This window comes from Marinobacter nauticus ATCC 49840 (genome assembly GCF_000284615.1).
GTDB classification, from domain to species: Bacteria; Pseudomonadota; Gammaproteobacteria; order Pseudomonadales; family Oleiphilaceae; genus Marinobacter; species Marinobacter nauticus.
Window position 1 is genome coordinate 77,259 of sequence record NC_017067.1, and the last position, 22,448, is coordinate 99,706.

The following is a 22,448-nucleotide window of genomic DNA, read 5'->3' on the forward strand; positions in this document are numbered from 1 at the left end:
CGAAGGTCAGTGAGGTATCTCAGAAAGGATCAGCTTGCGGGCTGATCCTTTTTTCGTTTCAGGTCCAGAGTGAAAGCCAGGGGTAATACCAGCAGGCTGTAGGCCACCATGGCCATCACGGCATGACGGGTGTCGCCAGTCCAGTCGGCGAGCAGGCCGCCGAGCATGGGTACCGAGAAGGCCATGGTATAGCCCACCAGGAAGGTGCCGGCAGACAGCCGTCCGGTTTCGGCGGAGTTCACCAGCAAAGGCGGCAGCGCCACCAACAGGATCAGCAGAATGCCGGCCACGAAGCTCATCAGCGTGGCGCTGGCAATGAACCACCAGCCTTCGAGCACCAGAGTGCCGGCGGTGCCGGCAATGCTGAGAACCGCCATGACGACAATGAAGGTACGGCGGCCGACCCAGGCCCGTGCCATTTTCAGCATCACCAGCGAGGCAAAGACCTGGGCGATGTTGTACCAGAACAGGGCCTCGGACAGCAGGCCGATACGCCCCTGTTGTTCCAGCAGGTTACCCATGTAGGCGTTGAGGCCGAAGAACATGGAGCCGGAAAGCCCCAGCAGCAGGCCCAGACGCAAGGTAAGCGGGTTTTTCCAGTCTGGCAGCCAGGCGCTTTTGCGGACGGGGCGGTCCAGGTCCCGTTTGGGCAGAAACAGGGCGGCGACCACCAGCAGGGCCGGCAGCGACCAGGCCAGTATGGTGGCGCGCCAGCTGTTGTCCAGCAACGGCATAAGAACCGGCAGGGTAATGCCGGCGCCGATGAACTCACCCATGAGCATGCCGTTCATGTAGATGGCTGAGCCCAGAGCAATGTGATGGGGTTCCAGCCAACGCGGCAGCAAGGCTGGCAGCGCTGGCTGCATCATCGCCACACCCAGACCCATGACGGCGCTGGCTATCATCAGGGTGACGGTATCGGGCACCAGACCACGGCCGGCGGAGCCTATGACCATGATCACCATGGCCAGTGCCAGTGTGTTTCGTGGGCCGATGCGGGAGATGGCCAGCGAACCGGGCATGGCGCCAATGGCCAGCATCAGGATGGGCAGAGTGGTCAGGGCGCCGGTCAGTGCCTGGGTCAGGGCCAGTTCATCGCCAATGAAGGGCGCCAGGGGCGGCGCTACCAGCACGGGGATGCGCAGATAAACACCGGCGAGCCAAAGCAACACCGCCACCGGCAGCAATCGGGCTGGCGGTGGCGGTGTGGTCGCGGCGGTTTGAAATGCCACGGCGGAGCGAATCAGTCTTCGCTGGTATCCGGCAGGTAAGCACCGTCTTCGTCGTGCACTTCCCGGCCGGTTACGGGCGGGTTGAAGGCGCAGATCAGGCGCATGTCTTCAGTGCCGCCGTACAGGGTGTGACGGTCGTGCTTGTCGAGGGCGTACAGAGTGCCATCGGTGATTTCGTGCACTTCGCCGGTGGCGAGGTCCTTGATGCGGCCGTTACCCGCCACGCAGTAAACCGCTTCCAGGTGGTGCTTGTACCAGAAGGTGTGCTCGGAGCCGGCCTTGATAATGGTTTCGTGGAAGGAGAAGCCCATGCCATCCTTCTTCAGCAACAGGCGGCGGCTGGTCCACTGCTTGTCGCTGACTTCACGCTCGGTACCGATAATGTCTTGCACTCGTACGATTTTCATTCGCATTCCTCATTTTGTGATGGAATAGCCATACAGTATAAACATGCGCCTCAGGCTCGATTCAACCGCCAGTCGTCGTATGCCGCCAGGGCCTGCTCGATGGCGGCAGCAAATTGTTCCCTCTGCTGATGGGTCAGAGCTCGTTGTTTCCGGCACCGTTCGAAGGCTTTCTGGATTTCCCGCCGGCTGGCTTTGTCGAGCTGTTCCAGCCAGTGATGGTCGGCCGGTTCCAGTTCCAGCAAATCCCGCCCGGCGTGGTTCCGCTGGCTGATATGCCACCAGTGATCCACCGCCCGCCCTAACACAACATAGCCGAACTGGCTGTCCTGTACAGGCCCGAAGCTGGCGGTTTTCAGGCCGTCCTTCATGGGCCCGATGCTCAGTGCCGGCAAAACCAGGCGATCCCCGTAGAAGTAACTGCCGGCAGCGCCAATCAACCCTCCGAGCAGGGCGCCGGTGCCCAGCGACGAGCCAAACGTTACGGCATCAATGCCGGCACCGCTCACCGCTCCGGCACCAAAGCCCGCGGTGGCCAGGTAGCGCTTGCTGACCGCCCAGTGCTTGCGGGTGTCCTCGGAAAACAGATCGTGCTGGCTGTGCCACTGCAGTTCGGCTTCCTGGCGGCGTATGCGCTGATGTTGGTACAGGTGCTCAATGTCGATTCTGAGGGCCTGTTCCCGTTGGCGTTGGTGCCGGTACCAGCGATCCCGCAGGGTCTCGGCGAGGCTGGCATCGCTGGTTTCGGCGATCTGGTTGAGCGTCAGTGTGCGTCGTTCCTGATATGACATCAGGTCTTCGAGGGCTCGGGCAACCAGGCCTGCCGCCTGGCGCCGGCGCTGGCGGCGCTGTTCGGACAGGAACCGGGTGGCCCGTTCCAGCGGCGCCTCCCAGTCCGGTTCCAGCTGGCCGAACGCTCGTAACAGGCTTAGATGTTGCTCAAACGGGGCGCGAACAGCGTCGAACTTGCGGACAACCTGGAAGAACTGGCCCAGTGCGGCCTGCCAGGTGTCGCTGTAATCGTCCTCACCGATACTGTTGATCAGCGCCAGGCTCGGACGCCCGGTCCAGCGCAGAATGGTCATTTCCGCCTCGTGCTCGGCACTGTAGGGCACCGAGCCATCCACCACATAGATGATCCCGGCACCTTCCACGATCGGTGCCAGTAATTCACATTCATCGACAAACCGGTCATCGCCCCGGTGCTGGAGCACAAAAGCCCGCGCAGTTTCCGGGTGATCCGAGGCGGAAATGCTGTGCGCCTCCAGCCACTGCAACACTCGCCGTGGGCGCTGGAAACCCGGGGTGTCCACCAGGGTGTAGAGTTTCCGGCCGTCGACGGTCAGCGGATAGTCCTGCCGGGCCCGGGTGGTACCGGGTTCCAGGGCAATGGCGATAGCGTCATTCTGGGACAGGGTGGCGACGACACTGGATTTGCCCTTGTTCGGGTGGCCGACCACGGCGAATACCGGAGCATTGGTCATGGTTGTGCACTCCCGGCCAGATAGGGGTTGGGCTCTTCGGTAGGCGGCAAGGCCACCGAGGCAAAGCCCGGAGCCAGGCGTTCGGTAAACCGAAGCCAGGGCTGAACCAGGTGGGTCTGCGGCGGCTGGTTCGGATCGCTCGCCAGCGGCAGCAGGGTTACCCGGCTATTCGAGGGCCAGCGCTCCCGGGCGGTCTCCAGAAAATCGTGCAGCTCGCCGGTGGGCGGCTCCCAACTGCGGGTGACGACAATGACTGCCGGATGTTCCTGGCCGGCCAGGTGGATGCCTACTTGTGCCAGTACGTCTTCATCCTGGGCCAGACTGGCCCGGCCCCCGGCCCGGAAAATTCGGCAATCCGGAGCCTGCAGGCGTTGGGGCAACTCCGGTTCGCCGGCACCGGCCCAGCAGATCATCAGCGGGGTGTCTGGCAGTTGGTCTGGCTGGGCCCGGGTGCGGGTGTCTGGCAGGTCGGCGGCATCGTTGTGGCTGCTGCCGGTATCCAGGGTGGCGGTTTCCATCCGGTATAACAGGGCCTTCATGCCGGGATGGCCCGCCATCAGCCGAGTGGCACGGCGGCGCAGCAGGCTTTGGCTGAGAATCAGCAGCAGCACACGCGGTATCACCGTCCAGGTCAGCCATAACATGACCACGAAGGGCCACCACAGGCCCCAGCGTGAAGGCTCGACTCCGGTTGTGACGGGAGCGGCGCGAAAGAATCGGGTTGCCTCCACCAGCTCCAGAGACGGCACCGCGGAAGGCCACAGCCAGGACCAGGGCGCCGCCAGGGCGCTGACCAGATGGTGGTAGCCTGAAGCGGCGGTATCCAGAGTGGTGCTCCAGCCAAAGGCCAGGTCCTGAACCACCACCATGATCAGCAGAGTGGCCAGGCCGGCAAGACCAAAAGCAACGCCGCCGGCGTGGGCCGCCTGCGCCATCAGTAGTGGCTGGATCCGGGCCCGGGTCGGGCTGGCGTGGTCCAGGTGCAGCCGTTTCAGCAACCAGCGCCAGGGTTGCCAGCCGACTATGGCCTGTACCGTGGTGGCCAGTGCCAGCAGCAACTGGAACAGCACAAAGGCCAGAATCACAGTGATGTTGATGCGCTGGCCGCCGTCATAGAACAGCAGGCCCAGCATGGTCACGATGCCCATCAGGCAGCCGGCACCTGTGAAGCCGCTGGTTGCCCGGCGCCAGAGTTTCAGTTCCCGACGGCCAGCCGTCACGGCGCCGCCGGGGCCGGACAGTCGATCCATGTGCGCCAGCCAGCGCGAAGGGCTGGGCTTTATTCCCTGCTGCTCGCAGTCCAGAGCAAAGCGCCGGTCCCGGCGGTGGAGAAAGGCGGGGGGCTGATCCCTGTCCCGCTGGATGCGGTCGTCAAAATCCAGCAGCAGACGAAGGGGGTTCGGGCTCATGCAGTGTCCTGATGCAAGTTCGGTCGTGGGTGCTTTGCTGTTAGCATATAGGCAATTACGATCCTGATACCAGCCAATGGACCCGCCATGCCCCATCACCTCATGAATCTGCGCCATGTACCTGATGACGAGGCCGAGGAGATCCGGGCTCTGTTTGAGGACCATGGGGTGCGCTACTACGAGCCCCCGCCCAGCCGCTGGGGCATCAGCATGGGCGGCTTCTGGGTTCACGATGCGGAGGAGGCGGAGCGAGCCAAGGCGTTGCTGGATGAGTATCAGCGTCAGCGTTTCGAGAGGCAGCGCCAGGCCTATGAGCAAGGCCTGGCCCGCGGCGAAATCGGTGGTATCGGCTCCATGTTTCGACGCTATCCGCTGCGGACTCTGGCGGCCTGCCTGGCCATCGCTGCAATTGCGGCAATCAGCTTGCTGCCCTTTGTTCGAATAGGCTAGTTTCACTGCCCGTTGTCTGGTTTTTCAGACAGTGTTCGGTCTGCCGGACAATCTGCGGCCAGCGGCGGTCCTGCGCGCCTGCCATGCTATTGCATGCGCAATCGCTGTCCGGAATTCCGGAATAGCCCCCTCTCAAGTGCCAGTAATTTTTCATTTTTCTAAATATATTCATGGTCTTGTCCGGTTGGCACAGGATCCGCATGGGCCGTGGCGCCCATGGGGCCGATTCAACAACAACAAACAAGGACCGACCATGAAACGAATGATGCTCTGCACCCTGATAGGTGCTGCCACGGTAACGTTTACTGCCTGCAAGAAGGGCGAGGTGTTCAACTCCTTGCCTGATTTCCTGGTGAGTGATGTCCAGCAGTTCGATTACGATGGCAATACCGATGATCTTCTTACCGCCGGCCTGGGGCCGGAGGGTCTGGCCAGTGCCACACCACCGGCGTTTGTCGATGCCCTGAATCCGACACCGGCGGAGTTGCGCCGGCTGGCCATCTACAACAATTACCGGGCACTGGTGGATACCGCACCCGGCGGAGGCTATGGCAGCCTGTTTGGTCCGGCCGTGGATAACGCCAGTGGCCGAATTCCGGGCCAGGAATTCATTGCGCTGATGCAGGTGCCGGGCGCCACTGTGCCGGTGACGGTAATGGCCCAGGTGCCCGACAGCTTTGATCCGGATTTTCCGTGCATGGTAACCGCGCCCTCCTCGGGTTCCCGCGGGATCTACGGCGCCATTGGCACCGCCGGGGAGTGGGGCCTGAAAAAGGGCTGCGCAGTGGTTTATACCGATAAGGGCACCGGTACCGGTGCCCATAACCTCGCCACAAACACCGCCCAGTCCGTGAACGGAACACTCACCCTAGAACCTGAAGAAGCCTTGTTCCGGGCGGATCTGGACGCCCAGAGCCGGGATGATTTCAATAGCCAGTGGCCGGATCGCTTCGCCTGGAAACACGCCCATTCCAAACAGAACCCGGAGGCAGACTGGGGCCGGCATGTGTTGCAATCCATTGAGTTCGGCTTCTATGTGCTGAACACACTCCATGGCCGGGAACTGGGTAATGGTGAAATTCTCCGGACCATCAACCCGAGGAACACCCTGGTGATTGCCTCCAGTGTTTCCAACGGCGGTGGAGCCTCGGTGCGGGCGGCGGAACAGGACGAGAAAGGCCTGATTGATGGTGTGGCGGTGTCTGAGCCCAATGTGAATCCGGCTGTGGACCGGAGTTTCAGCATTCGTCAGGGCAATGGCCCTGCACTGACGGAACACAGCCGCAGCCTGCTGGATTACACCACCGCGCTGGCGGTGTACCAGGGTTGTGCCAACCAGGCCCCCGGCATCCGAGACCTTGCCCCCCTGAACGGCGTGTTCAATCCGCCGGTGACTGGCCAGAACATCTGCCATTCCCTGTTCAACAAGGGGCTGGTGTCGGGTGCTACCCAGGATGACTGGGCGCTCGATGCGCAACGGATCCTGAACGAGGACTTCGGCGTGCAGCCGGAGCAGAACCTGCTGGCGCCAGTGCATTTTGGCCTGGCGGTCGCCCAGAGCATTGCCATGACCTACGCCAATGCATACGGCCGCGCGGGTGTTGAAGACAGAGTGTGTGGCCTGAGCCTGGCGGCGACCGGCAGTGCCGGGGCAGTGGTGCCACTGATGCCTGCGGCCGAGGCGGCGCTGTTTGCAGCGAGTAACGGCATTCCGCCCTCGGCTGGTGTCAACCTGGTCTACGACGACGCTGAGGGCCAGCCCACGAACCTTGCCGTTAGCGCTTCGCCCAGTTCCAGCCAGGTGGATTACGGGCTGGATGCCCTGTTGTGCCTGAGAAGTCTTGCCGAAGGCAGGGATGTGGTGACCGGCGAGCCCCTCGAGGGCGATCGGGCCGAGCTGCATGAAGCCATTAGCCGTGGCATTTCAGCGGTGCGGGCCAGCGGAGACCTGCAGCGCAAGCCGACGGTGTTTGTCACCGGACGGGCCGATGCCATCCTGCCCATTAACCACACCTCCCGACCCTATGTCGGCCTGAACCAGGCAGTGGAAGGCCGGCACAGCAATCTGCGTTATTACGAAATCCTCAACGCCCATCACCTGGACGTGCTCAACGGCTTTCCGGGCATCGGTGACCGCTATGTGCCGTTGCACCACTACTACTTCCAGGCGCTGGATCTGGTGTGGGCCCATCTCACCGACAAACAGCCGCTGCCGCCCAGTCAGGTGGTGCGCACGGTGCCCCGGGGCAGCCTGACCACGCCCCTGACCCTGGCGAACCTGCCTCCCATTCAATCCGAACCGGCGGAAGCGGACCGGATTGTCTTCACCGGTAACCAGTTGCAGATCCCGGACTGATTACCGACGGTTGAAATGCCACCTTTGGAGGTTTGCCCCCGCACCGGGGGCTTCCTATACTCCCGTGACGGCGTCCGGAAATCCGGACGCCCAAGGATTGCCCATGAAACCATCCCCACCCGTGAGCACGCGGACTATGAGCGAGTTGTTTACCAACAAGAACAAGAGCGGCCTGACCCGTGACCTGATCGAAGCCCTGTTCCCGATGTTTGAGGAGGCCAGTGCCGGTGCCATTGCAGTGGATCGGGAAACCAACATTACCTGGATCAACGGCAGTTATTCCCAGTTGCTGGGCCTGGTGGACCCTTCCCACGCCATTGGCAAACCGGTGCGCAAGGTGATTCCGCAGACCCGGATGCCTGAGGTGGTGGAAACCGGGAAGCCCCTGCTGTTGGACATCATGGAACACAACAAGCAGCAACTGGTGGTCACCCGACTGCCGTATTACGACGATCAGGGCGGCATTGTCGGTGCTGTTGCCTTCGTGCTCTACGATGACCTGCAACCGCTGACACCGCTGGTGTCCAAATACCGGCGCCTGCACCGGGATCTGGCTGCTGCCCGCAAGGCCCTGGCGAAGAAAAGCCGTGGCACCCGCTACAGTCTGGGCGATTTTGTCGGTGGCAGTCCGGCGGCCCTCGAAGTAAAGCGCCGGGCGCGACTGGCGGCAGGCCGGGACATGCCGGTACTGCTGCTGGGGGAAACCGGCACCGGCAAAGAGGTGTTAGCCCAGGCTATCCATGCGGTGTCGCCCCGGGCAGATAAGCCCTTTGTTGGTGTGAACGTGGCTGCGGTGCCGGAAAACCTGCTGGAGGCGGAATTCTTCGGTGTCGCCCCGGGCGCGTACACCGGTGCAGACCGTCGTACCCGGGAGGGCAAGTTCCAACTGGCCAACGGGGGCACGCTGTTTCTGGATGAGGTGGGGGATATGCCGCTGCCGTTGCAGGCCAAGCTGTTGCGGGCGTTGCAGGAGGGGGAAATTGAGGCTCTGGGCTCGAACAAGGTAACGACAGTGGATGTGCGGGTGATTGCGGCCACCAGTCGCAACCTGGAGGCCATGATTGCCGAGGGCAGCTTTCGTTCAGACCTCTATTACCGGCTGAATGTGCTGGAGATCAATATCCCACCCCTGCGGGACCGATTGGCCGATCTGGGTGTGCTGTGCGAAGCCCTGCTGGGTGAAATCTGCGAGGGCCAGGACATGCGTGGCGAGATTACCGATGCCGGCGTCGCGGCGCTGGGCAGTTACGACTGGCCGGGCAACATCCGGGAATTGCGCAACGTGCTGGAGCGGGCCCTGACCATGAGTGAGGATGGCGATTTACTGGATGCGGACGCGATCTTTAAAGTGCTGCCCCGTGCTGGCCAGCGCCTGGTCTCGCCGGTGCCCGCCCGCTCTGTGCGCCCGCTGGCCCGCATTGTGGCTGAGGCTGAAGCCCAGGCCATTGAAGAGGCCCTGGTGACCTGCCGTGGCAACCGGACCAAGGCCGCCCGGCTGCTGGGGATTTCCCGTTCCGTGCTCTACGAGAAGTTGGCCAGATTGTCCTGATTTCCGGACGGCTGTCCCGTTATCCGTACAATCACCTAAGACTATTGTCGATGAGTGTCCGGATTGCCGGACAGCTGCCTTGGCTCCAGAACTGCCGCAAATATCTATCCGCATGAAATAAAAGGCATTATCGGCTGTGGCACGGTGTCTGCTATAGCCTGTTTGCAGGACGTCAGAACAACGTAAGAAAACAAAGCTGGCGCAAACTCGTTGGACCCGACCCAAAGTCAGCTATGGTTTCCTGCGTTGTCTGATCAGTTTCAGACGTAGCCCGCCGGCAAGAACCGGTGGCTGTACGACAACAACAAAAAGGATCCATTTCATGTCGATCAAGCATAAGCTTTCAAAACTGACCTATGGCATTACCGCCGCCGCGGTTATCACCGGTGGTCTGGCCAGTGCGGACGCCGTGGCCGCAGAGAAGGTTCGCTGGCAGGTTCCTCTGGCGTTTCCATCCCATCTGGTGGGTCTGACCACACCGGTCAAGCACCTTACCGAGAATCTCAAGAATATCTCCGGTGGCGATATCCAGCTGCGTTATTACGAGCCGGGCGAACTGGTGCCGCCGTTCGAAATCATGGACGCCGTTGGCAGTGGCAAATACCCCGCCGGTTACACCTGGGTCGGCTATGACCAGGGCACCATTGCTTCGTTGCCGCTGTATTCCGGCGCACCCTTCAACATGGAGCCACCTGCGTATCTGGCCTGGTACTACGAGGGCGATGGCCGCGAGCTGCTGGAAGAAATCTACGCGGAGCGCAACATTCACCCGATGCTGTGTTCCATCATTGGCCCGGAAGGCGCTGGCTGGTTCGCGCAGCCCATCGAGGGCATGGACGACTTTGACGGCCTGAAGATCCGCTTTGCCGGCATTGGCGGCAAGGTCCTGGAGAAGCTGGGCGCATCGGTAACCATGGTGCCGGGTGGCGAGATCTACCAGGCCCTGGAGCGCAAGACCATTGATGCCACCGAGTTCTCCCAGCCGGCCATCGACAAGATGCTGGGCCTGGATCAGATCATCAAGAACTACATCATGCCTGGCTGGCACCAGACCCTGACCACCTCGCACCTGCTGGTCAACAAGGACACCTGGGACAAGCTGGAGCCACAAACCCGTGCCCTCATCGAAATGGGCTGTGAGTCGGCCACGCTCAAGGGTTTCGCCGAGAGCGAGTGGGCCCAGCCAACCGCCCTGCGTGACTATGAGAAAGAAGGCGTAACCGCCCAGACCCTGCCGGAGCCTGTCCTGCGGGAGCTGCAGAAGGTCACCAACGAGGTGCTGGATGAAATCGCCGCCAAGGACGAAATGTTCAAGCGCGTTCTCACCAGCCAGCGTGAGTTCATGGAACATCACTCCATCTGGCACTCCAAGGGCTACCTGCCCCGGGATTTCTACCAGTACGACTGATCAGCGGATGATGATCATGGCAGGCGGCGTTGATGCCGCCTGCATTCCCACTCTGCATCCGGACTATTCGAGGTTGTTGTGACTGATACCAATGTCTCCGGGGGTGAGCAGTCCCCGGCACCGGGCGAGGATTTTCTGCCCACCAACGCCCTGGCCTGGCGCCTGGATCGCCTGGTGGTGGCGGTCGGCCGTTTTGCTTCCTGGCTGTGGATCGGTGTACTGGTGGTGGTGCTTATCAACGTGTTTTCACGATACGTGCTGTCTCAGGGTTCCATTGCACTGGAAGAGCTGTCCTGGCACCTGTTCGGCACTGCCACCATGCTGACCCTGGGCTACGCCGTGGTGCGTGACGACCACGTGCGGGTCGACGTGCTGAAAGAAAAGTTCCCGCCCCGGGCCCAGGCCGTCATTGAATTGCTGGGCATTGCCCTGCTTGCGCTGCCGGTGATCTACCTGATGGTGGAAGTGCTGGTGCCCTACGCCTGGAAAGCCTGGACCTACAGCGAGCGTTCCCAGGCCCCGAGTGGTCTGCCGTACCGGTTCATTTTCAAAAGCATGCTGCCGCTGGGACTGATCTTCGTGATGATCGCGCTGTTCTCCCGGTTCCTGCGTTGCGCCACGTTCCTGTTCGGGTTCCCCCGGGCCGTAACGCCCCCTGAAGACGATCGCCGGTCTACCGGCCATCCCAATCCCTGAATCACGAGGCAGACGTCATGGGTGTAGAAGCGATTCTTGTTATCGCCATGTTCGCCAGCTTCATGGTGCTCCTGCTGCTGGGGTTCCCGGTAGCCTGGTCACTGGCGGGTATTGGTCTTGTGTTCGCCATTGTCGGACACGTGATGGTGGAGTATTTCGACTCCCCGCTCTGGTTTACCTGGCAAGGCACCATGGGGGTGCTGGATGCCAGAATCTACGGCATTGTCGCCAATGAATTGATGGTGGCGCTGCCGATGTTCATTTTCATGGGCATCATGCTGGACCGCTCCGGCATTGCCGAGAAACTGATGCACAGCCTGGTGCGGGTGCTTGGCCCGCTGCGTGGCGGTTATGCCATCACCGTGGTGATTGTCGGCGTGCTGCTGGCCGCCTCCACCGGTATTGTCGGGGCCTCCGTGGTCTTGCTGGGCATGTTGTCCCTGGGGCCGATGATGCAGGCCAACTACAACAAATCCCTGGCCGTGGGCACGGCCTGTTCCGTGGGTACCCTGGGTATCCTGGTGCCACCCAGTATCATGCTGGTGCTGATGGCGGATCGCCTGGGTACCTCAGATGCCTCGGTTGGCAAATTGTTCATGGGGGCGCTGATTCCGGGCATCATGCTCGGGGCCATGTACATCCTGTACATTCTCATAGCGTCGTTCCTGAAAAAAGACCTGGCGCCCGCGCCGAAGAACCGGCAGCCGCTGGACGCCCGGGCCTGGCTGGATGTGCTGAGAGCGGTGCTGCCACCGATGGCCCTGATCATTGCGGTACTGGGTTCGATTTTCTTCGGCATTGCCACTACCACAGAAGCCTCGGCGGTGGGTGCCGGTGGCGCCATGTTGATGGCCTTTGTCAGCAAGCGGCTGGACATGGCCACCCTGAAAGAATCCCTGTACCAGACCAGCCGCACCTCGGCCTTCATCTTCGGCATCTTTATCGGTGCCACGGTGTTTGCCTCGGTGCTGCGTGGCCTGGGTGGTGACGAGGTGATTGAAAGCGCCATTACCGGGCTGCCTTTCGGTACCACCGGGGTCCTGCTGACGGTGCTGTTCATCACCTTCCTGCTCGGTTTCTTTCTGGACTGGGTGGAAATCACCCTGATCATCCTGCCGCTGGTCGCGCCGGTGCTGTTCAAGATGGGCGTGGAGCCGGTGTGGTTTGCCATCATGTTCGCCATCTGTCTGCAGACCTCGTTCCTGACGCCACCGGTGGGTTTCTCACTGTTCTATATCAAGGGCGTGTGCCCGCCGGGCATCACCACACGGCATATCTATCTGGGCGTACTGCCGTTTATTGCCCTGCAGTTGCTGGCGCTGGCCCTGGTGTTCTGGTTCGAGCCGCTGGCCACCTGGCTGCCCAACGAGGTATACGGAGGGGGCTGACCGGCCCTCCCTGCGGATTCCAATAACAATTCCAATCCTGAAAGGAGACTGTGACCATGCGTCTTCACAATCAAGTTGCCCTGATTACCGGCGCCGGCCGGGGCATTGGCCGCGCCATTGCTGAGCATTACGCCCGCGAAGGGGCCCGGGTGGCGGTGGCAGACCTGACCCTCGAAAGCGCCGCCGACACCGTGGCAGCCATTGAACAGGCCGGCGGCACGGCCCTGGCCCTGGCCATGGATGTCACCGACGAACAGGCGGTTGACCAGGGCGTGGCTTCCATCGTTGAACACTGGGGCAGGCTCGATGTCGCCCTGGCCAATGCCGGTATCCAGCATATCGACCCGGTGCACAAGCTGGCCTATGCCGACTGGAGCAAGGTGATGAACGTGCACCTGGACGGCGCCTTCCTGGTGACCCGGGCGGCCCTGCGCCAGATGTACGCCCAAGGTGGGGGTACTATGCTCTATATGGGCTCGGTACACTCAGTGGAAGCTTCGCCCCTGAAAGCGCCCTATGTCGCAGCAAAGCACGGCATGCTGGGCCTGTGCAGGGCAGTAGCAAAAGAAGGTGCGGAGCACGGGGTACGCAGCAACATTATCTGCCCCGGCTTTGTGCGCACACCGCTGGTGGACAAGCAGATACCGGAGCAGGCCAAAGAGCTGGGCATTTCCGAAGAAGAAGTGATCAGCAAGGTCATGCTCAAGAACACCGTGGACGGGAAGTTCACCACCCTGGAAGACGTATCAGAACTGGCGGTGCATCTGGCCGCCTTCCCGTCCGCTGCCCTGACCGGCCAGTCGATCGTGGTCAGCCACGGCTGGCATATGCAGTAATTTTCTGGAGAGACGGATGAGCAACACAGAACAATCACCGGTTGTCTGGACCCCGGACCAGGACACCCTCACCCGTTCCCGCATGGGCCAGTTCAAGGCCTGGCTGGAGCAACAGGGCTTTGGCCCCTTTGATGATTACCACGCCCTGCACCAGTGGTCGATTACCGAACTGGACACCTTCTGGCAGAAAGTCTGGGACTACTGCGGCCTGGTCTGCGAGACACCGGCCAAACAGGTGCTTGGCAACCGGGAAATGCCCGGTGCGGAATGGTTCCCCGGCATGAAACTGAATTTTGCCGCCAACCTGCTGCGGCTGGCGGACGGCGACCATGCTGATAGAGAAGCGGTGGTGGCCTACTGCGAAACCCGCCCGGCACTGCGCAAGACCTACGCCGAGCTGAAAGCCGACGCCGGTGCTCTGGAAGCCTTCCTGCGCAGCAAGGGCATTACCAAGGGCGACCGGGTGGCGGGTGTGGTCACCAATGGCTATGAAGCCCTGGTGGGCATGCTGGCGGCTACCAGCCTGGGCGCGATCTGGAGCTCCGCATCACCGGACTTCGGCATCGGCGCCATCAACGACCGCTTCGGCCAGATCGAGCCCTCAGCCCTGGTTGTGGTCAACGGCTACGGTTATGGCGGCAAAGTGTTCGCGCGCCAGGACGACTTTGCCGAGCTGATCGCTGGCCTGCCCTCCCTGAAGGTGGTGGTCAGCATTGCCCAACTGCCCGATGAAGCACCGATCCCCGGCGAACTGGTTACCACCTGGGATGATGCCCTGAAGGTCGGTGAAGGCGAGGCGCCCTCGTTCACCCCGGTTGATCCGGATCACCCTGTGTACATCCTCTATTCCTCGGGCACCACCGGCAAACCCAAGTGCATCGTGCACGGTACTGCCGGCTTGCTGGTTAACCACGCCAAGGAACTGATGCTCCATGGTGATGTTGGCCCGGAAGACCGCTTCCTGTACTTCACCACCTGCGGCTGGATGATGTGGAACTGGCAGGCCTCTGCCCTGATGACCGGCGCCGCCGTGATCACCGTCGACGGCTCCCCGGGTTACCCGAGTCTGAATTTCCTGTGGGAAACCGTAGCGAAAGAACGGGTCACCCACTACGGCACCAGCGCCCGTTTCATCGCCGGCTGCCGCAAAGCTGAACTGCAACCGGCGAAAACCCTGGACCAGAGCCACCTGCGCGTGGTGTTCTCCACCGGCTCCCCGCTGTTGCCGGAAGACTACGACTGGATCTATACCGACGGTGCTCCCAACGTATTGCTGGGCTCCATCGCCGGCGGCACCGACATCTGCGGCTGCTTTGTGGGATCAACACCACTGTTACCGGTGCGAAGAGGTGAAATCCAGTGCCGCTTCCTGGGCGTGGACGCGGTCGCCTACGGCGACGACGGCCAGCCGGTCAGCGAAGGCCGGGGCGAACTGGTCTGCCGCCAACCGTTGCCCTCGATGCCCGTCAGCTTCTGGCAGGACCCGGACGGTGAACGCTACCGAGATGCCTATTTCAATACCTTCCCCGGCGTCTGGGCACACGGCGACTTCATCGAGTTCACCGAACACGGCGGCGCCATCATCTACGGCCGCTCCGACGCCACTCTCAACCCTGGCGGCGTGCGCATCGGCACCGCCGAAATCTACCGTCAGGTGGAAACCGTTGACGCGGTTAAAGACAGCCTCGTGGTCGGACGCCAGATCGACGGCGACGTGGAAGTGGTGCTGTTCGTGGTTCCGGCCGAAGGCCAGAACGTCACCGACGACCTGGTCAAAACCCTGAAAACCCGAATCCGCGAAGGTGCCAGCCCCCGACATGTGCCCAAACACATTGTCGAGGTGCCGGACATTCCCTACACCCGTAGCGGCAAAAAAGTGGAACTCGCGGTGGCCCGGCTGATCAACGGCTCCAGGAAAGCCGACAACCGGGATGCACTGGGCAACCCGGAAGCGCTGGACCGGATTCGGGAACGTTTGGCGCAAGCAGGGTTGTTGCCCGACTGATTCTGGATAAAGGGGAATGTGAAGTGTGCCGATATGGGCTGTTTTGTCGACAAAACAGCCCATATTTGCGAACTCTGCGACGATGAAATTGGACTACCCGTACATCGTTTGGGCGTGGCAGGGGGAGAGCTTTCCAAAACCTTGCGGAGCCATGGATGGCGGAGCAGAGCGTACAGGGAGGTATTCACAGCGTGTTTTGGAAAGCTCTCCCCCTGTCACGCTTACCCCATACCTGATAAATGTTAGAAAGTTTCGTAAATTCCCGCCATTTCATCGTCCTGTCACGGAAGATCAGGCATTTTAAGTCCGTTCTTATACTAAGATCGTAACCAAAATTTTGTAAAAAATGCTATCTTAGTAGGTCTATCAAAAGTTCCGAATCAGTCACTGGCCCGACCGGACGTTCACAAGACGCCCGACCGCGCCATGACCGTCCTGAACCCACCCAATAGCCTGAGGACGAAAATGACATCATCCAAAGCCAAGATTGTCTACACGTTGACCGACGAGGCTCCCGCCCTCGCCACCCGGTCACTGCTTCCCATCCTGGAAACCTTCGCCAAGCCGGCTGGCATCGACTTCGAAACCAGCGACATCTCTCTCGCGGCGCGTATTCTGGCAGGCTTCCCGGACTACCTTGAGGAAGACCAGCGGGTTCCGGATGCCCTGGCTGAATTGGGTGAGTACACCAAGGATCCGGACGCCAACATCATCAAACTGCCGAACATCTCCGCCTCCATTCCGCAGCTGCGTGCCGCGATCAAAGAACTGAATGAGCAAGGCTACAAGGTGCCCGAGTACAAGGAGCACCCGGAGACCGACGAAGAGAAAGAAATTCACGCCCGCTACAGCAAGGTGCTGGGCAGTGCCGTTAACCCGGTACTGCGTGAAGGTAACTCCGATCGTCGCGCGCCGGCCGCGGTCAAGGCTTTCGCGCGTAAGTACCCGCACACCATGGGCGAATGGAGCCCGGCCTCGCGTACCCACGTGGCGCACATGCGCGGTGGCGACTTTTACTCCAGCGAGCAGTCCGTGACCCTGGACAAGGCCACCAACGCCCGCATCGTGTTCGAGAACAAAAAGGGCGAACAGACCGTTCTGAAATCCGACCTGCCGCTGCAGGAAGGCGAGGTGCTCGACGGCATGTTCATGAGCAAGAAGGCGCTGGTGAAGTTCTTTGAGGACGCCATCGCCGACTGTGAGAACACCGGCGTGATGTTCTCCCTGCACGTGAAAGCCACCATGATGAAAATCTCCCACCCGATCGTATTCGGTCACGCGGTGAAGGTTTTCTACAAGGAGCTGTTCGACAAGTACGGTGAGCTGTTCCAGGAAATCGGCGTTAACCCGAACAACGGCCTGTCGTCCGTGATCGAGAAGATCAAGCAACTGCCGGAATCCAAGCAGGAGCAGATTCAGGAAGACCTGCACGCGTGCTACGAGCACCGTCCGGAAATCGCCATGGTCGATTCTGTTAAAGGGATCACCAACCTGCACGTGCCGAGCGACGTCATTGTCGACGCCTCCATGCCGGCGATGATCCGTAACTCCGGCAAGATGTGGGCCCGTGATGGCAAGCTGAAGGACACCAAGGCGGTGATGCCGGAGTCCACCTACGCCACCATCTACCAGGAAGTGATCAACTTCTGTAAGACCCACGGCGCGTTTGACCCCACCACCATGGGTACCGTTCCGAACGTGGGCCTGATGGCACAGAAAGCCGAAGAGTACGGCTCTCACGACAAGACCTTCGAAATGAAGGAAGACGGTGTCGTGCGCGTTGTGGCCGAAGACGGCACTGTCCTGACCGAGCACAAGGTTGAGGAAGGCGATATCTGGCGTGCCTGCCAGACCAAGGATCTGCCGATCCGCGACTGGGTCAAGCTGGCGGTTAACCGCTCCCGCTCCAGCGGCATGCCGGCCGTATTCTGGCTGGACGATGAGCGTGCCCACGATGCCCAACTGATCAAGAAGGTCAAAACCTACCTGGCTGACCTGGACACCGAAGGTCTGGACATTCGCATCATGTCTCCGGTTCGCGCCATTCGCTGGACCATGGAGCGTCTGATTCGCGGCCTGGACACGATCTCTGTCACCGGCAACGTGCTGCGTGACTACCTGACCGACCTGTTCCCGATCCTGGAGCTGGGCACCAGCGCCAAGATGCTGTCCATCGTGCCGCTGCTGAACGGCGGTGGTCTGTATGAGACCGGTGCCGGCGGTTCCGCACCCAAGCACGTACAGCAGCTGATTCAGGAAAACCACCTGCGCTGGGATTCCCTGGGTGAGTTCCTGGCCACCGCGGTGTCCCTGGACGAGCTGGGCGAGAAGCAGAACAACGAGCGTGCCCGCCTGCTGGGCCAGACTATGGACAAGGCCACCGAGCGACTGCTGGAAAACAACCAGTCTCCGTCGCGGGTAACCGGCGAGCTGGATAACCGTGGTTCACACTTCCACCTGGCCCGCTACTGGGCGGAAGAGCTCTCCAAACAGGATGAAGACAAGGAACTGAAAGAATTCTTCACCAAGCTGTCTGCCCAGCTGGAGGAGAACAAGGACAAGATCCTGGAAGAAATGACCGTGGTGCAGGGCCATCCGGCCGATATCGGTGGTTACTACCACCCGCCCATGGAGAAGGTGTGCGAGGTTATGCAGCCGAGCGCCACTTTCAACAAGATCCTGGCCGAGGCACGGGATTCCGTGAATTAAGGCCAGTGTTTCAGCCGGGCCACGGGCCCGGCATGAATCCCCGAAACCCGGTGCGCTTGAAGCTCACCGGGTTTTTTATTGATCTGGCTCTCCCTGGTAGCTCTGTCCGGTTTCACCGGCCTTGCGTAGCTGAAGCAGCGTCATTGGCGGGCCGATCAACTCGAATACCACCGTAGCGCCAATCACCAACGGCAGAATGTAGCCAAGCTCCGGCAGCCGTTCGGTGGCCACCAGGGCGAGGCCCAGGGCAACGCCGGCCTGGGGCATCAGGCAGGCACCGATACGTTGCCGGGTTTCCGGAGCGGAGCCGGCGAGCAGGCCGCCCAGGTAACCACCGGCCAGCCGGCCGCCAATGCGGGCCAGTACATAGGCCAGGCCAAGCGCACCGAGGGTGGGTAGCGCCAGCCAGTCGAGCTGGTAGCCGGCCATGAAGAAAAACAGTGCCAGGAAGGGCTCGGAAATGCCTTCGATGGAACGGAACGGCCGAACGTGATGTCGGGCTCGGTTCGCCACCACAATGCCCAGAGTCATGCAGGTCAGCAGGTACGACAGGCCAAACCAGCTGGCCAGCCCCGCCGCGACAAAGACAAACCCGGCGGATTCCAGCAGCATGGGTTCACCCGGCCGTAGCCGCCCGGTCAGCCAGGCCATGGGAAACCCCAGTACCATACCCAGCAGCACCGAGCCTGCCACTTCCCAGAGCCCGTGCAACATGGCCGTGGGCCCGCTCAGGTCGCCGTTGCCCAGCAACAGACCGGCCGCCACCAACAGAACACTGAACAGTATGGCGCCCCAGGCATCGTCGATGGCGACCACCTGAAACACCAGCCGGGTGAGCGGACCGTTGGCGCCCGCTTCGCGCAGGACATCCAGGGTCGCTGCCGGTGCCGTGGCGGTGGCGATGCCGCCCAGCAGCAGAGCTGCCGGCAGGTTGCCGGTTACGGCCCAGACCGCCAGGATGACGGCCATGGCGGTCAGCAACGTGACGGCCAGGCTGACAATCAGCGCTTCCTTTCCCTGCCTGAGATCCCGTGCCGACATTCGTTCACCCAGCAGAAACCCCACCATCGCCAGGGTTAACTGGGTAATCAGGCTGAAGCTCTGGTCTGCGTTATCCGGCAGCAGGTCAAGAAGATCCGGTCCAGCCAGGGCGCCCAGCAACAGCAGCAGGGTCACCCGGGGCACGTGTACCTTCTGGCCCACGGCGTGGGCCGCGAGTGCCAGCAGCAGGGTGCTACCGATAAGGATCAGGTCGCTGGCGTGATTCACCCCCTTACTCCTGTTGCAGCGGAGCGAACCGGGCCTGGGTCAGTCGGGCCAGATCGGCGGGTGCCAGTTCGATTTCCAAGCCCCGTTTGCCAGCACTGACAAAGACCGTTTCGAAGCCCTCGGCAGACTGGTCGATGAAGGTTTTCAGAGGTTTTTTCTGGCCCAGGGGACTGACCCCACCCAGGACATAGCCGGTGGTGCGCTGCACCAGCTGTTTGTCGGCCATGACGGCTTTCTTGGCGCCGGCAGCCTTGGCAATCTGTTTCAAACCGAGCATGGCGGTGACCGGTACGATGCCCACCGCGAGATTCTTACCATCGAGGCTGACTACCAGGGTCTTGAACACCTGGGCCGGGTTCGCACCGGTTTTTTCCGCCGCTTCCTCGCCATAGCTTTCCGCAGCCGGATCGTGCTCATACTCGTGAATGATGAAATTCACCTGGGCCTGTTTGGCGGCGTTGATTGCGGGGGTCATGACGGTTCCTGTCGGTTGGATCGAACGTAGCACCGATTAAAGCATGTGCCGCCAACGAGTTCATCCTTCCCGGAACACCGGCCAGCGGTCGGAAATGGCGCCCCTGACCGGATCAAAGACGGCCAGATCGCCAAACTGCAGGAAGACCGATTCGCTCTGGTGCGGCCGCAGGAACACCCGGTCGCCCTCTGCCAGGTCGAGCCCATCGGCGAAATTCAGCATTTCCTGATTACTGGATCGGCCGTAGACCGGATTGGGGGTTAATCCTGCCGGTGACACCGGCGTTGCCGGCCAGTTGCCGCCGTAGATGAAAGCCGTGCGGGCCCGGTTCGGGTTCCACAGTGCCTGCAGCCTGCCCAGCCCGGGTGCGCCGGGAATTCGGGTGCTTTCCAGCAGCTTCAGGACCGGCGTGGCAATGAACGCCGCGGGCCGGTGGTCAGACAGTGTTGGCAGGTCGAAATCCGTGGGCATTACCAGGCCGGAACCGGCGGAGAGCTCATTCACGGGCAGCTCGCCGGACAGCCCGCGATAGAGCTGATAGGTGGTGGATCCCCCGGTGTTAAGTGTCAGGTCTGTCAGTGAGCGTCCCAGGTGTTGCTCGGCGGTGGACACGTAATCCTGATACCGCGCCATGGCCCGGTCCCGCAGCCAGGCCGCTGGCCCCGGTGCTTTCATGATATGAGGTTCGTAGCCCATGAACCCGCTGAAACTGAGCCAGGGCGAGCGTTCAATCATGGTGAGGACCCGAGCCAGGTCACCGGTGTCGGTAAACCCGCCACGATGTAGGCCAACATCGATCTCCAGGTTAATCCGCAGCCGGCGTTGTTGTGCCCGGGCGAAGCCTTCATAGGCCTCAAGCCGCTGCCGGGAATCCACCAGCCATTGCAGTTGCTGTTCTGGCCGGAAGCCGGTGGTACTGGCTGTGAGCTGCCGATAGAAACGGTCAACGGCGGCCACCGGGAGCGGCTTGCCCATCAGCACATCCGCCTGAGGCAGGGCATCGGCCACGGCGTTGAGAAAGGGTTGATGGAAAACCATCAGCCGGTTACTGCCGGTAGCCGTCATGATCCGTTGCAGAAACGGCAGAGAAGGCAGTGATTTGACCACAATGCGGTAGTGGTACTCGCCGTTCAGGTGACTGTTCAGGGCCGACAGGTTGTGATCCAGCCTGGCCTGATCCAGCACCAGCGTCGGGGTTGCCAGGCCAGCCTTGGAAAGGGCGGCGTCCAGGGCCTGGAAATAGGGGTGATGACCGTCCCGGCGGGCTTCTGGTCGCAGCCAGGCCAGTGCGCCGGCGGCACCCAGGGCGGTGGCGCCGAGTAGAAGCCGGCGACGTTGTCGAACGAAGGCATCACTGTGGGCCATGGTTACGCGCTCTCCCCCGCCGTCTCGAACAGGCCGGCCAGGTAAGGATTGAGAAACCGCCCGCCCGGGTCCAGGCTGCGCCGCACCTCCAGAAAATCCTGCCACCTGGGATACAGGGCCCGAAAATCACCGGACTTGAGGGTGTTGAGCTTGCCCCAGTGGGGCCGGCCGCCGTGCCGCAGCAAAATCGGCTCCAGCGCTGTGAACATGGGTTGATAGTCTTCCTCGAAGAACCGGTGTACCGCAATGGAAACGGAATCACGCTGGTAAAACGGGCTCAGCCAGGCATCGTCGGCCTTCACAAAGCGAACCTCGAAGGGAAAGAACACCTCGGGAAACTCTGCTTCCACTAAAGAAACAATCTCCCGGAAGGCCGCCTGCCAGTTTTCCCGCGGCAAATGGTATTCCATTTCATTGAAACGGACATTGCGGTCGCTGGTGTAATTCTGCCAGGACGCGGCCACTTTCACTTCTTTGTCCAGGGAGCGGATATAGCCGCCCAGGATCAACCGGCGTAACCGGGGCGACCAGGCCAGGTAGTCCCGCGCCCGCTGAAGATCCCGGGCGCCGTCGTTCTGGTCCAGCTGGGCGGTGGCCGATATCGGTTCGTCGGTCAGATCATGTTGACTGGTAAAACCCATGCCGGAGAACGGAATGTAATAGAATTCGTAGTTGCGATGCTGGTCGGCGCGGGCATCGGCAGCATCCAGAATGTCGTCCAGTGGCAGCCACTCGGTGGTCTTGCGCAACCGGTAAGGTCGGGTGTTCTGCAGGGTCACGTCGGTCACAATGCCCAGGCAGCCGAGGCCAACCCGGGCGGCGTGGAAAATCTCCGGGTGCTGGTGCCGGCTGCATTCCAGTAGCTCGCCCCCGGCGGTCATCAGCGTGAGAGCCTCGACATAGCCGGACAGGCTCATCAACCCGGCGCCGGTGCCGTGGGTTGCAGTGGCCAACAGTCCGCCCAGGGCCTGTTGATCAATGTCCGGCATGTTGAACAATGCCTGGTTGATGGCCTCCAGCGGCCGGCCCACCTGCCCCAGCAGGGTTCCGGCAGCGATGCGGGCCTGGCACTGCTGATCATCGTGGCTCAGAACACCGGTCATGCGCGCCAATGAGACCAGAATGCCGTCGGTGGGTACCAGGGCCGAGAATGAGTGCCCGGACCCCACGGGCCGTATGGTAGTCCCCACATGGTCAGGGTTCTGCAGCAGATGCCGGAGCTCGTCAATGTTGGCCGGAGCAATCCGGTTTTCGGGCAGGCAGGTCTGGGAGCCGGACCAGTTTCGCCAGGGCAAAGGGCTTTGTGATGGCTCGCCCGCAGCCGGCAATGCGCTCTCACTGGCGGTGGCACCGGTCAGATGGCTGGCGATGGCAGTGCTGACCAGTAACTGCAGGAAATGGCGCCGTTGCATC

At 61.6% G+C, this 22,448-nt stretch carries 17 protein-coding genes; 9 read left to right on the forward strand and 8 right to left on the reverse strand.

Annotation, left to right across the window (positions count from 1 at the left end):
* Positions 1-29: 29 nt before the first annotated feature.
* Genes MARHY_RS00320 through MARHY_RS00335 form a run of 4 tightly spaced genes read right to left on the reverse strand, consistent with a single transcriptional unit; the run spans position 30 to position 4,529 of the window.
* The gene (locus MARHY_RS00320) at positions 30-1,232 is read right to left on the reverse strand and encodes an MFS transporter (protein WP_014420054.1); all 1,203 of its coding nucleotides are present in this window, start codon (positions 1,230-1,232) and stop codon (positions 30-32) included.
* An 11-nt stretch (positions 1,233-1,243) separates the two neighbouring features.
* Positions 1,244-1,639 carry an ectoine synthase gene (locus MARHY_RS00325; protein ID WP_022991806.1) on the reverse strand — a complete coding sequence of 132 codons (396 nt, stop codon included), beginning with the start codon at positions 1,637-1,639 and terminating at the stop codon, positions 1,244-1,246.
* Positions 1,640-1,689: 50 nt separating this feature from the next.
* Entirely contained in the window at positions 1,690-3,120 is a 1,431-nt protein-coding gene (locus tag MARHY_RS00330; protein ID WP_014420056.1) for a GTPase/DUF3482 domain-containing protein, read from the reverse strand.
* Positions 3,117-4,529 (reverse strand): DUF2868 domain-containing protein, encoded by a 1,413-nt coding sequence (locus tag MARHY_RS00335; protein WP_041654408.1) that lies wholly within the window; start codon positions 4,527-4,529, stop codon positions 3,117-3,119. Before MARHY_RS00335 ends, MARHY_RS00330 begins: the two co-directional genes overlap by 4 nt.
* Before the next feature lie 87 nt (positions 4,530-4,616).
* On the opposite strand from MARHY_RS00335, the gene MARHY_RS00340 reads away from it, so the two are divergent.
* The 9 genes from MARHY_RS00340 (at position 4,617) to MARHY_RS00380 (ending at position 17,926) form a co-directional block, all read left to right on the forward strand.
* Positions 4,617-4,979, forward strand: a complete 363-nt coding sequence (locus MARHY_RS00340) for a DUF6164 family protein (RefSeq protein ID WP_014420058.1) — start codon at positions 4,617-4,619, stop codon at positions 4,977-4,979.
* Positions 4,980-5,232: 253 nt separating this feature from the next.
* On the forward strand, positions 5,233-7,335 hold the full coding sequence (locus MARHY_RS00345; protein ID WP_041654410.1) for a 3-hydroxybutyrate oligomer hydrolase family protein: 2,103 nt from the start codon (positions 5,233-5,235) through the stop codon (positions 7,333-7,335).
* Positions 7,336-7,438: 103 nt separating this feature from the next.
* Positions 7,439-8,884 carry a sigma-54 interaction domain-containing protein gene (locus MARHY_RS00350; RefSeq protein ID WP_407635398.1) on the forward strand — a complete coding sequence of 482 codons (1,446 nt, stop codon included), beginning with the start codon at positions 7,439-7,441 and terminating at the stop codon, positions 8,882-8,884.
* Between the two features lie 322 nt (positions 8,885-9,206).
* Complete coding sequence (locus MARHY_RS00355; protein WP_014420063.1) at positions 9,207-10,292, forward strand: TRAP transporter substrate-binding protein; 1,086 nt, start codon at positions 9,207-9,209, stop codon at positions 10,290-10,292.
* Positions 10,293-10,370: 78 nt separating this feature from the next.
* Complete coding sequence (locus MARHY_RS00360; protein WP_014420064.1) at positions 10,371-10,988, forward strand: TRAP transporter small permease subunit; 618 nt, start codon at positions 10,371-10,373, stop codon at positions 10,986-10,988.
* A gap of 17 nt (positions 10,989-11,005) precedes the next feature.
* A complete protein-coding gene (locus MARHY_RS00365) occupies positions 11,006-12,376 on the forward strand; it encodes a TRAP transporter large permease (RefSeq protein ID WP_014420065.1) in 1,371 nt (456 codons plus the stop codon).
* A 56-nt stretch (positions 12,377-12,432) separates the two neighbouring features.
* Positions 12,433-13,212 (forward strand): 3-hydroxybutyrate dehydrogenase, encoded by a 780-nt coding sequence (locus tag MARHY_RS00370; protein ID WP_041654412.1) that lies wholly within the window; start codon positions 12,433-12,435, stop codon positions 13,210-13,212.
* Positions 13,213-13,228: 16 nt separating this feature from the next.
* Entirely contained in the window at positions 13,229-15,217 is a 1,989-nt protein-coding gene (locus tag MARHY_RS00375) for an acetoacetate--CoA ligase (RefSeq protein WP_014420067.1), read from the forward strand.
* A gap of 465 nt (positions 15,218-15,682) precedes the next feature.
* Entirely contained in the window at positions 15,683-17,926 is a 2,244-nt protein-coding gene (locus tag MARHY_RS00380) for an NADP-dependent isocitrate dehydrogenase (RefSeq protein WP_041654413.1), read from the forward strand.
* A gap of 75 nt (positions 17,927-18,001) precedes the next feature.
* Here MARHY_RS00380 and MARHY_RS00385 read toward each other — a convergent pair whose 3' ends face one another.
* The 4 genes from MARHY_RS00385 to MARHY_RS00400 are packed head-to-tail and all read right to left on the reverse strand — an operon-like array spanning position 18,002 to position 22,447.
* Positions 18,002-19,195, reverse strand: coding sequence for a cation:proton antiporter (locus MARHY_RS00385; protein ID WP_014420069.1), 1,194 nt, complete (start codon positions 19,193-19,195; stop codon positions 18,002-18,004).
* Between the two features lie 4 nt (positions 19,196-19,199).
* Positions 19,200-19,670, reverse strand: coding sequence for a Cys-tRNA(Pro) deacylase (ybaK, locus tag MARHY_RS00390; protein ID WP_014420070.1), 471 nt, complete (start codon positions 19,668-19,670; stop codon positions 19,200-19,202).
* Between the two features lie 60 nt (positions 19,671-19,730).
* Positions 19,731-21,035, reverse strand: coding sequence for a DSD1 family PLP-dependent enzyme (locus MARHY_RS00395; protein WP_014420071.1), 1,305 nt, complete (start codon positions 21,033-21,035; stop codon positions 19,731-19,733).
* A gap of 2 nt (positions 21,036-21,037) precedes the next feature.
* Positions 21,038-22,447: a D-arabinono-1,4-lactone oxidase gene (locus MARHY_RS00400; protein ID WP_041654414.1), complete on the reverse strand. Its 1,410-nt coding sequence runs from the start codon at positions 22,445-22,447 to the stop codon at positions 21,038-21,040.
* Position 22,448: the final 1 nt, after the last annotated feature.